7 protein-coding genes, 2 tRNA genes and 2 rRNA genes are annotated in these 11859 nt (G+C 39.3%); 4 read left to right on the plus strand and 7 right to left on the minus strand.

Annotation, left to right across the window (positions count from 1 at the left end):
- Nucleotides 1-11: 11 nt before the first annotated feature.
- The 7 genes from ASD98_RS06120 to thrS all read right to left on the minus strand — a co-directional run bounded on the left by ASD98_RS06120 (nucleotide 12) and on the right by thrS (nucleotide 5686).
- Entirely contained in the window at nucleotides 12-680 is a 669-nt protein-coding gene (locus ASD98_RS06120) for a response regulator (protein WP_056201553.1), read from the minus strand.
- Between the two features lie 432 nt (nucleotides 681-1112).
- On the minus strand, nucleotides 1113-1547 hold the full coding sequence (locus tag ASD98_RS06125; RefSeq protein ID WP_056201556.1) for a carboxymuconolactone decarboxylase family protein: 435 nt from the start codon (nucleotides 1545-1547) through the stop codon (nucleotides 1113-1115).
- Nucleotides 1548-1626: 79 nt separating this feature from the next.
- Nucleotides 1627-2199, minus strand: coding sequence for a Crp/Fnr family transcriptional regulator (locus tag ASD98_RS06130; RefSeq protein WP_056201559.1), 573 nt, complete (start codon nucleotides 2197-2199; stop codon nucleotides 1627-1629).
- A 124-nt stretch (nucleotides 2200-2323) separates the two neighbouring features.
- Nucleotides 2324-2668, minus strand: a complete 345-nt coding sequence (gene rplT / locus ASD98_RS06135; RefSeq protein WP_008464948.1) for a 50S ribosomal protein L20 — start codon at nucleotides 2666-2668, stop codon at nucleotides 2324-2326.
- Nucleotides 2669-2852: 184 nt separating this feature from the next.
- Nucleotides 2853-3050, minus strand: coding sequence for a 50S ribosomal protein L35 (gene rpmI, locus ASD98_RS06140; RefSeq protein WP_007810722.1), 198 nt, complete (start codon nucleotides 3048-3050; stop codon nucleotides 2853-2855).
- 115 nt (nucleotides 3051-3165) lie between these two features.
- Nucleotides 3166-3717, minus strand: a complete 552-nt coding sequence (infC, locus tag ASD98_RS06145) for a translation initiation factor IF-3 (protein ID WP_073489566.1) — start codon at nucleotides 3715-3717, stop codon at nucleotides 3166-3168.
- Nucleotides 3718-3739: 22 nt separating this feature from the next.
- Nucleotides 3740-5686 (minus strand): threonine--tRNA ligase, encoded by a 1947-nt coding sequence (gene thrS / locus ASD98_RS06150; RefSeq protein WP_056201562.1) that lies wholly within the window; start codon nucleotides 5684-5686, stop codon nucleotides 3740-3742.
- Between the two features lie 1239 nt (nucleotides 5687-6925).
- On the opposite strand from thrS, the gene ASD98_RS06160 reads away from it, so the two are divergent.
- The 4 genes from ASD98_RS06160 (at nucleotide 6926) to ASD98_RS06175 (ending at nucleotide 11777) form a co-directional block, all read left to right on the plus strand.
- A 16S ribosomal RNA gene (locus tag ASD98_RS06160) occupies nucleotides 6926-8439 on the plus strand.
- A 121-nt stretch (nucleotides 8440-8560) separates the two neighbouring features.
- Nucleotides 8561-8634, plus strand: a tRNA-Ile gene (locus tag ASD98_RS06165).
- A gap of 88 nt (nucleotides 8635-8722) precedes the next feature.
- Nucleotides 8723-8796 (plus strand) — tRNA-Ala (locus tag ASD98_RS06170).
- 99 nt (nucleotides 8797-8895) lie between these two features.
- Nucleotides 8896-11777 (plus strand): 23S ribosomal RNA (locus ASD98_RS06175).
- The 16S and 23S rRNA genes sit together here with 2 tRNA genes alongside, the layout of an rRNA operon.
- Nucleotides 11778-11859: the final 82 nt, after the last annotated feature.

The raw sequence follows: 11859 nt of genomic DNA on the forward strand, positions 1-11859 counted from the left end.
TTTAATAGAATTTAAATTAAGCCGAAATCTTTGGCTATAGCAATTAAGTGAACATTGTTATTGGCTTTAAAATGTATTTTTAATTTACTAATTCGTTTCTCAATACTGCTGGTTCCGTTTGGAGTTATCGATTTTGCCTTAAATTCATTTGAAATGTTTCCTAAAATATAACCTCTCGCCATAAGAGTTAAAATCGAAATGTCATAAGATTCAATTTCAATTAAAGATTTATCATTAAAACTAAAGTTTAAATCTGAAGACAGTATTTTTTCTTCATTTTTAAAAGCCTTTTGTATAGCAATTTTTAATTCCTCAATACTGTTTCGTCCCTTAGAAACATAAGCATTGATTTTTAATTCATTAAAAAGTCTTTTTATTCTATAAGATTTATCATCTGTTGAAAATATAATTTTTTTTAATTGAGGATGTACCTTATTCACAGCGTTAATAAGCTCTTCGCCATTCAAAATATTGGTGTTTCGATGATCTATTTTAAATGATAAATCGGTTATTAGTAAATCATAGGGGGTATTGTCGAGTAGGCTTTTTCTAATTTTTAATAAGCCATCATCATAATATTTTACATGGTGAATTACTGGAATTTCTAATTCTTCAAGAACTTTTATAATTGTTGTACTAATGCTGTCTAAGTCCTCTGCAATTAAAACCTTTTTGAACATATAACCTTTATTTTATAATAAATTGTAACCTAATTTGTGTTTGCAAAATTAATTCTCCTGTTTATGGTCTTAATACGGTTTTCCGTATTTTCTTGTATTTATAGATAATTCGTGTAAAATTCGATGGAGATTTATAATTGCTGTATTTTTCAATTGTGCTTTTTTAAATTTTGAATACTTGTAATATTCCTTTTGGCATGCAAAAAAGATAAAATAAATAGCTATAGAATATGAAGTTATTGTAGTGTATATTGAAATTATAAATCAAAAATAGAAAACCTAAATTCCTATGAAAGAGTATAAATACCTGTTTTTGTAAAATGATTAAATTTTTATTTATCGGAGTCTCATTTACAGGTAAATACAAAGAAACCCTCTGGTAGGAGGGTTTAGAATTTTAAAAATGTTGTAAAATTTATCCTTATAAAGGAATTAGACAGCTCTTAATCCTGTAGTAATTGCCAATCTGTTCCAAGAGTTAATTGTAATGATTGCAAGGATGATCTCTGCTAAATATTTTTCATCAAATAAGTTCGCTGCATTTTGATAAACTTCGTCAGTGACATGGTTGTTAATTAAAGTTACCTGCTCTGTTAAAGCTAAAATAGCTTTTTCTTCTTCAGTATAAACATCAGCTTCGCGCCATGCACTTGTTAAGTATATTCTCTGTTCAGAAATTCCATGTTTTCTTGCATCAGCTGTGTGCATATTAATACAATATGCACAACCATTGATTTGAGATGCACGTATTTTAATTAATTCTTTATGGGTTGGAGTTAATGAAGTAGTAGAAATATATTTTTCTAAGCTCATTAATGCTTGATAAGCTTGTGGGGCAGCTTCTGGGATAAGAATTCTTGATTTCATTTTTATGTGTTTTAAAAGTTCATTACAAAGGTCAGTAATGTATTCTTTTAAAAACTTGAACTACTTCAAGAAATTAAAATCAGACTTTTCCAGCCCTGATTTTACTCATAAATTCTGCAGAAAAATCTAAATAGGAGGCAAGCATGTATTGTGGTACGCGTTGTACAAACTCTGGATTTTGATTCTTAAAATGATGATACCTTTCTTCGGCAGACATTGTAAATAAAAATTTAATGCGCATTTGAGCGGCACCAAATGATTTTTGAGAAACGATTCTAAAGTATCTTTCCAGCTTCGGAATTTCAATTAATAAAGATTCCAAAGTGCCTTTTTCAATTGCAATTAATTCACAGTTTTCAACTGTCTGAATGTAGAAGTGTGATGGAGTAGTATTGTGATAACTTAAATAGTCAGTTATCCACCAATTTTCAACAGCAAACTGTAAAGTTTGTTCTGTACCTTTTGAATTGATGATATATTGTCTGGCACAGCCTTTAATTACAAAATATAAGGTATTGCAAACTTGGCCTTCCTGCAATAAGTGCTCTTTCTTTTTTACTTTTGAAATAGTGAGGCATGTTTCTAATATGTCAATTTCTGAAGGCTCTAGTGTTATGAATTTCTGTATATGATCAAAAAGTGTCGTAAACATTTTATAATTCTTTTTTTGAGAGGTTTAAAGGTAAAACAGATTGTTGTAAAAACAAAAAACCATTCGAATTAACGAATGGCTTCTTTATGATAAGTAAGTAATCTAAATTGAGTTTATAAAACGTTTATTTTACTTTATTAAGTATTGCTTTGAAAGCTTCTGGGTGGTTCATAGCTAAATCTGCAAGAACTTTACGGTTCAATTCGATTCCGTTAGCTTTAACTTTCCCCATGAATTGAGAATAAGACATTCCTTCTAATCTAGCTCCAGCGTTAATACGTTGAATCCATAATGAACGGAAATTTCTTTTATTCTGTTTTCTGTCACGGTAAGCGTAGCTCATCGCTTTCTCTACCGCGTTCTTAGCAACTGTCCAAACGTTTTTACGTCTACCAAAGAAACCTTTGGCTTGCTTCATTATTTTTTTTCTTCTTGCTCTTTTAGCAACTGAATTTACCGATCTTGGCATAATTTTAATGTGTTTTTGTAGCAGGCGTCCTGAATTGAATCAAAGGAACTTGAAAGCCATACTCCAAGGTTATATAAATAATTTTTTAACCTAAAGAAATTCTCTAGTCAAATGTTTTTAAAGTCCAATGTCAAAAGTCACTGATTGACTTTAAACTTTAAGACTTTACAACTTTAGACTTATATTAGATAATTCTTAATTGTTGTTTGATGCTTTTCATATCTGTTGAGTGAACTAGCGCTGAGTGTGTCAAAGCTAATTTACGTTTTTTAGATTTTTTAGTCAAGATGTGACTTTTAAAAGCATGCTTTCTTTTAATCTTTCCAGAACCAGTAACTTTAAAACGTTTCTTAGCGCTAGATTTAGTTTTCATTTTAGGCATTTTTCCTAGTGTTTTAATTTATTCTTACTTACTTATATCTTGGTCTGAAAGTTTAAAAGTCAAAAGTTAAAAGTCACTTTATGACTTTCAACTTTAAGACTTTCGACTTTAAGACTTATTTCTTTTTCTTCGGAGCAATGAACATAATCATTCTCTTTCCTTCAAGAACCGGCATAGCTTCAACTTTACCATGTTCTTCTAAATCTGTTGCCAAACGCAGAAGCAAAATCTGCCCTTGATCTTTATAGATGATTGAACGTCCTTTAAAGAAAACAAATGCTTTTAATTTAGCTCCCTCTTTTAAGAACTTCTCAGCATTTTTTCTTTTAAATTCATAATCATGCTCATCTGTTTGAGGACCAAAACGAATCTCTTTTACTACAACTTGAGATGATTTAGCTTTTAATGCCTTATCACGCTTCTTTTGTTCGTAAACAAATTTCTTGTAATCCATGATTTTACAAACCGGCGGCTCAGCATTTGGTGAAATTTCAACCAAGTCTAATTCAAACTGATCTGCTAGACGTAAAGCTTCTGCAAGCTTAAATACACCTGGTTCGATGTTCTCGCCTACTAACCTTACTTCTTGTACACCACGAATATTGTTGTTTATTCTGTGTGCGTCTTTTTTTTCTACTCGAGGTTGAAAACCTCTGTTACTTTTTATTGCTATGACTTTCTAATTTAAGTTAAACTGTAAATACTTTTAATGTCTTTTTTATTTCTTCGTCTACAATCGAAGCAAATTCTTCGATAGAAACTGTGATATTACCTTTTCCTTCTTGGCCGTGGCGACGAATAGAAATTGTTCCGTTTTTCTCTTCCTCCTCACCAACGATAAGCATAAATGGAATTTTTTGCATTTCTGCATCTCTAATTTTCTTACCGATAGTTTCATTTCGGTTGTCAATTAGGGCGCGAATTTCGTGATTTTCTAGCAAATCTAAAACTTTTTTAGCATAATTTTCGTATTTCTCGCTCAAAGACAATATAATAGCTTGCTCAGGCATTAACCAAAGTGGGAAATTTCCTGCGGTATGCTCTAGTAAAATTGCTATAAAACGTTCCATAGATCCAAAAGGAGCTCTGTGAATCATAACCGGGCGATGTAATTCATTATCAGCACCTTTGTATGTCAAATCAAAACGCTCAGGAAGGTTGTAATCAACCTGAATTGTTCCTAACTGCCATTGTCTTCCCAAAGCATCCTTAACCATAAAGTCAAGCTTAGGTCCGTAAAATGCAGCTTCACCATATTCAACAACTGTATTTAAACCTTTGTCAGCTGCAGCGTTGATAATCGCATTTTCCGCTTTCTCCCAGTTTTCATCAGTACCAATATACTTTTCTCTGTTTTCCTGATCTCTCAATGAAATTTGAGCAGTAAAGTTTTCAAAACCTAATGAACCAAATACATATAGTACAAGGTCAATTACTTTTTTAAACTCTTCGTCCAGTTGTTCTGGAGTACAGAAAATATGCGCATCATCCTGAGTAAAACCTCTAACCCGAGTTAAACCATGTAATTCACCAGATTGTTCATATCTATAAACAGTACCAAATTCAGCATAACGTTTTGGTAAATCTTTATAGGACCAAGGTCTCACATTGTAAATCTCGCAGTGATGAGGACAGTTCATAGGTTTCAATAAAAACTCTTCCCCCTCAGCAGGAGTATGTATCGGCTGAAAACTATCAGCGCCATATTTAGCATAATGACCAGAAGTTACATAAAGCTCTTTTTGGCCAATATGCGGACTCACAACTTGCTCGTAACCTGCTTTCTTTTGAGCTTTCTTTAAAAATTGCTCTAAACGCTCTCTAAGCGCAGCTCCTTTCGGTAGCCATAAAGGTAAGCCTTGACCCACTTTTTGAGAGAAAGCAAACAATTCAAGTTCCTTTCCTAATTTACGGTGATCACGACGTTTTGCTTCTTCAAGAAGTTCAAGATATTCAGTTAAATCTTTTTGTTTAGGGAAAGAAGTTCCGTAAACACGAGTTAACTGTTTGTTTTTTTCATCTCCTCTCCAGTAAGCACCAGCAACGCTCATGATTTTCATAGCTTTGATGATTCCAGTATTCGGAATATGACCTCCACGACATAAATCAGTAAAAGTAGAGTGATCGCAAAAGGTAATAGTACCGTCTTCAAGATTAGAAATCAATTCAGTCTTGTAAACATTGTCTTTATACATTTCTAATGCATCAGCTTTACTAACCGGACGCATTTTGAATTCGTGTTTTTCTCTTGAAATCTCAAGAACACGATCTTCGATCTTTTTAAAATCAGCCTCAGAGATTTTTTGGTCTTCAAAATCCACATCATAGTAAAACCCATTAGCAATAGCAGGTCCAAGAGTTAATTTAATTCCAGGGTACAATTCCTCAAGAGCTTGCGCCATTACGTGAGAAGTCGAATGCCAGAAAGCTTTTTTGCCTTCAGCATCATTCCAGGTATATAATATAAGATTACCATCGGTCGTTAATGGGGTCTCGGTTTCAATAGTTGTACCATTAAAAGATGCAGAAATCACATTTCGTGCAAAACCTTCGCTAATGTTTTTAGCGACCTCCATTGGAGTTACGCCTTGAGCGAACTCTCTAATTGACCCATCGGGTAAAGTAATCTTGATCATTGTTTATAATTTTGTGAATGCAAATATAAGTGATTACAAAAATACATACAATATATATATGTAGAAGATTGCTATTATATAATAAGTAGAACATTACACTATATATATAAGTAGAAAACGCTACTATAATATATAAGAGTAAAAAAATCATAAGGCTTGAGTGAAACGATTGTGTTATAACTAACGATTCTGTGGGCTGCGCGAAGTCGAAGTCTTTAGCGGGTAGTTTTTTGGAATTTGTACTTTCATAATTGTAATTTTCAGGAGCTTAATCCCGCTATCCGCTTCAATNATAATGCTTCAATGATTATGTGTTATAACTAACGATTCTGTGGGCTGCGCGAAGTCGAAGTCTTTAGCGGGTAGTTTTTTGGAATTTGTACTTTCATAATTGTAATTTTCAGGAGCTTAATCCCGCTATCCGCTTCAATCTTTWGTGCCGAACCCCGGCACAAAAGGATTTCYGCTGCTATCGGGGCTAGGAAATTCGTTTTCAAAACATAATTATTGTTTAAAAAAGAGCATTAAAGAATAAAAAATTTTCAAAAAGGGGATACGGAAAAGGGTATAAAATAAGGAAAAAKCAAAGTGCTGCAGAAAAACCTGACAATGKSTTRAAAAATATTGCATTGTAAAACTTGTGTTATCAGTGAGTTAAGGAATAATTRCAAAAAAGATTAAAAAAACTCACTAAAAAGGCTTGTAAATGTAAATAAAGGTGCTACTTTTGCACCCGCAACACCGAAAGACGTTCACTGAAATACTGACAGGCTTACTGATAAAAAGGAAANTAAAAAGGCTTGTAAATGTAAATAAAGGTGCTACTTTTGCACCCGCAACACCGAAAGACGTTCACTGAAATACTGACAGGCTTACTGATAAAAAGGAAAAAWTTTTTTCAAAAAAAGATTAGAAAAAGCTTGTGAGATTTGAAAATGCTTTTTACATTTGCACCCCGCAAAACAGGGAAAGTTCATTGAGAGATTGGGAGGRAAATTGAAAAAAAGGGACGAAAAAAAGTTTCAAAAATTTTTTAAATTTTTCTTGCGAGAAACAAAAAGAAGTTTTAGTTTTGCACCCGCTTTGAGAGACAAGCGAAAGACAAAAAAAAACACGTTCGTAGACATATTGAATTGACAGCCGTTCCGATGCAAATCGGAACAACAAAATAAGAGTAATAGAATCGACAGATTCGAGAAGACCACTAGAATAAAGCATCGAGATATAATATTAAAATATACGATGAAGAGTTTGATCCTGGCTCAGGATGAACGCTAGCGGCAGGCTTAACACATGCAAGTCGAGGGGTATAGTTCTTCGGRATTAGAGACCGGCGCACGGGTGCGTAACGCGTATGCAATCTGCCTTTCACAGAGGGATAGCCCAGAGAAATTTGGATTAATACCTCATAGTATTATAGAGTGGCATCACTTTATAATTAAAGTCACAACGGTGAAAGATGAGCATGCGTCCCATTAGCTAGTTGGTAAGGTAACGGCTTACCAAGGCAACGATGGGTAGGGGTCCTGAGAGGGAGATCCCCCACACTGGTACTGAGACACGGACCAGACTCCTACGGGAGGCAGCAGTGAGGAATATTGGACAATGGGCGCAAGCCTGATCCAGCCATGCCGCGTGCAGGATGACGGTCCTATGGATTGTAAACTGCTTTTGTACGAGAAGAAACATCCCGACGTGTCGGGACTTGACGGTATCGTAAGAATAAGGATCGGCTAACTCCGTGCCAGCAGCCGCGGTAATACGGAGGATCCAAGCGTTATCCGGAATCATTGGGTTTAAAGGGTCCGTAGGCGGTTTAATAAGTCAGTGGTGAAAGCCCATCGCTCAACGGTGGAACGGCCATTGATACTGTTAAACTTGAATTATTAGGAAGTAACTAGAATATGTAGTGTAGCGGTGAAATGCTTAGATATTACATGGAATACCAATTGCGAAGGCAGGTTACTACTAATGGATTGACGCTGATGGACGAAAGCGTGGGGAGCGAACAGGATTAGATACCCTGGTAGTCCACGCCGTAAACGATGGATACTAGCTGTTGGAAGCAATTTCAGTGGCTAAGCGAAAGTGATAAGTATCCCACCTGGGGAGTACGTTCGCAAGAATGAAACTCAAAGGAATTGACGGGGGCCCGCACAAGCGGTGGAGCATGTGGTTTAATTCGATGATACGCGAGGAACCTTACCAAGGCTTAAATGTAGATTGACCGGTTTGGAAACAGATCTTTCGCAAGACAATTTACAAGGTGCTGCATGGTTGTCGTCAGCTCGTGCCGTGAGGTGTCAGGTTAAGTCCTATAACGAGCGCAACCCCTGTTGTTAGTTGCCAGCGAGTCAAGTCGGGAACTCTAACAAGACTGCCAGTGCAAACTGTGAGGAAGGTGGGGATGACGTCAAATCATCACGGCCCTTACGCCTTGGGCTACACACGTGCTACAATGGCCGGTACAGAGAGCAGCCACTGGGCGACCAGGAGCGAATCTATAAAACCGGTCACAGTTCGGATCGGAGTCTGCAACTCGACTCCGTGAAGCTGGAATCGCTAGTAATCGGATATCAGCCATGATCCGGTGAATACGTTCCCGGGCCTTGTACACACCGCCCGTCAAGCCATGGAAGCTGGGGGTGCCTGAAGTCGGTGACCGCAAGGAGCTGCCTAGGGTAAAACTGGTAACTAGGGCTAAGTCGTAACAAGGTAGCCGTACCGGAAGGTGCGGCTGGAACACCTCCTTTCTAGAGCCCTATGTGTTAGTGGAAACACACGCTGGGGAAAAAAGATGCTCTATTGGTTTAGAATATAGGGATTATATTACTCTTGCTGTTAGTTCAAATAATAAATTTTTAAGTAAAACAGAGTCTCGTAGCTCAGCTGGTTAGAGTACTACACTGATAATGTAGGGGTCGGCAGTTCGAGTCTGCCCGGGACTACTATTTAACTTAAAAAAAAAGGAAATTTTAGAAGTTGAGCATTTATGAGCATTCATAACTCATAATTCATAACTCATCATTTAAAAATGGGGGATTAGCTCAGCTGGCTAGAGCGCCTGCCTTGCACGCAGGAGGTCAACGGTTCGACTCCGTTATTCTCCACAAAAGCCTTAAGCTGTAAGCTGTAGGCCATAAGCTAAAAAGCTTAAAGCATATTGCTTAAAGCCTAAAGCATAGAAAGTTCATTGACATATATTGGTACAATAAGCAAAATAAGGGCGTATGGGGGATGCCTAGGCTCTCAGAGGCGATGAAAGGCGTGATAAGCTGCGAAAAGCTGCGGGGACGGGCACACACCGATTGATCCGCAGATACCTGAATGGGGCAACCCACTATGTTGAAGACATAGTACACCGATAGGTGGGCAAACCCGCTGAACTGAAACATCTAAGTAGGCGGAGGAGAAGAAAACAAAAGTGATTCCGTAAGTAGTGGCGAGCGAACGCGGATTAGCCCAAACCAGTGTTGTTACGGCAATGCTGGGGTTGTAGGACCACGACATTTTATGCACAAGGAACCGGAAGTTACTGGAAAGTGACRCCATAGAGGGTGATAGYCCCGTATGGGTAACAAGTGTAATAGATAGTGGTATCCTGAGTAGGGCGGGGCACGTGAAACCCTGTCTGAATTTGGCGGGACCATCCGCTAAGGCTAAATACTCCTGAGAGACCGATAGTGAACCAGTACCGTGAGGGAAAGGTGAAAAGAACCGTGAATAACGGAGTGAAATAGATCCTGAAACCATACGCTTACAAGCGGTCGGAGCCCTTTCGTGGGGTGACGGCGTGCCTTTTGCATAATGAGCCTACGAGTTAACGCTGCTGGCGAGGTTAAGTGGTTAAGCCACGGATCCGCAGCGAAAGCGAGTCTGAATAGGGCGCTTTAGTCAGTAGTGTTAGACGCGAAACCGTGTGATCTACCCATGGGCAGGATGAAGCTGTGGTAACACACAGTGGAGGTCCGAACCGGTTGACGTTGAAAAGTCTTCGGATGACCTGTGGGTAGGGGTGAAAGGCCAATCAAACTCGGAAATAGCTCGTACTCCCCGAAATGCATTTAGGTGCAGCGCTGAATTAAGTTATATAGAGGTAGAGCTACTGATTGGATGCGGGGGCTTCACCGCCTACCAATTCCTGACAAACTCCGAATGCTATATAATGTTTCTCAGCAGTGAGGGCTTGGGTGCTAAGGTCCAAGTCCGAGAGGGAAAGAACCCAGACCATCAGCTAAGGTCCCCAAATATACACTAAGTTGAAAGAACGAGGTTTGTCTGCCCAGACAGCTAGGATGTTGGCTTGGAAGCAGCCATTCATTTAAAGAGTGCGTAACAGCTCACTAGTCGAGCGGACGAGCATGGATAATAATCGGGCATAAGTGTATTACCGAAGCTATGGATTTACAGGTAACTGTAAGTGGTAGGGGAGCATTCTAACAGGGTTGAAGGTGTATCGTAAGGTATGCTGGACTGGTTAGAAAAGAAAATGTAGGCATAAGTAACGATAATGCGGGCGAGAAACCCGCACACCGAAAAACTAAGGTTTCCACAGCTATGCTAATCAGCTGTGGGTTAGTCTGGTCCTAAGGCGAACCCGAAAGGGACAGTCGATGGCTAACGGGTTAATATTCCCGTACTACTAATTACTGTGATGGGGTGACGGAGTGATGAAAGCGCCGCGAACTGACGGAATAGTTCGTTAAAGTACCTAGCTATAGGCTCTCTAGGCAAATCCGGAGAGTTTGGTGAAATACGATAGTACTCGGAGTCTTCGGACAAAGAGATAGTGCGCCTAAGGGCTTCCAAGAAAAACCTCTAAACTTCAGGTAATTAGTACCAGTACCGTAAACCGACACAGGTAGTTGAGGAGAGAATCCTAAGGTGCTCGAGAGATTCATGGCTAAGGAATTAGGCAAAATAGACCTGTAACTTCGGGAGAAAGGTCGCCCCCAGCAATGGGGGCCGCAGTGAAGAGGTCCAGGCGACTGTTTATCAAAAACACAGGGCTCTGCAAAATCGTAAGATGAAGTATAGGGCCTGACACCTGCCCGGTGCTGGAAGGTTAAGAGGAGATGTTATCTTCGGAGAAGCATTGAATTGAAGCCCCAGTAAACGGCGGCCGTAACTATAACGGTCCTAAGGTAGCGAAATTCCTTGTCGGGTAAGTTCCGACCTGCACGAATGGTGTAACGATCTGGACACTGTCTCAGCCATGAGCTCGGTGAAATTGTAGTAACGGTGAAGATGCCGTTTACCCGCAGTGGGACGAAAAGACCCTGTGCACCTTTACTATAGCTTAGTATTGACCTTGGATAAATGATGTGTAGGATAGGTTGGAGACTATGAAGCGGCGTCGCCAGGCGTTGTGGAGTCATTGTTGAAATACAACCCTTTGTTTATCTGAGGCCTAACCCCGCGCTGCGGGGGACATTGCTTGGTGGGTAGTTTGACTGGGGTGGTCGCCTCCAAAAGAGTAACGGAGGCTTCTAAAGGTTCCCTCAGTACGCTTGGTAACCGTGCGTAGAGTGCAATGGCATAAGGGAGCTTGACTGAGAGACATACAGGTCGATCAGGTACGAAAGTAGAGCATAGTGATCCGGTGGTTCCGCATGGAAGGGCCATCGCTCAAAGGATAAAAGGTACGCCGGGGATAACAGGCTGATCTCCCCCAAGAGCTCATATCGACGGGGGGGTTTGGCACCTCGATGTCGGCTCGTCACATCCTGGGGCTGGAGAAGGTCCCAAGGGTTGGGCTGTTCGCCCATTAAAGTGGCACGCGAGCTGGGTTCAGAACGTCGTGAGACAGTTCGGTCTCTATCTACTGTGGGCGTTAGAAATTTGAGTGGATCTGATTCTAGTACGAGAGGACCGAATTGGACAAACCTCTAGTGTATCTGTTGTCCCGCCAGGGGCACCGCAGAGTAGCTACGTTTGGAAGGGATAAGCGCTGAAAGCATATAAGCGCGAAACCCACCACAAGATGAGATTTCTTTTAAGGATCGTGGAAGATGACCACGTTGATAGGCTATAGATGTAAAGGCAGTAATGTCATAGTCGAGTAGTACTAATAATCCGTAAGCTTATGTACACCCTTTTCTCTCCCGTCCAAAAGACGGGAGAGAAGAAACTTTCTAAAATATATTTACTTTTCTTTATCTCAGTATGTTAAG

It is taken from the genome of Flavobacterium sp. Root186 (assembly GCF_001428525.1).
Taxonomy (GTDB): Bacteria; Bacteroidota; Bacteroidia; order Flavobacteriales; family Flavobacteriaceae; genus Flavobacterium.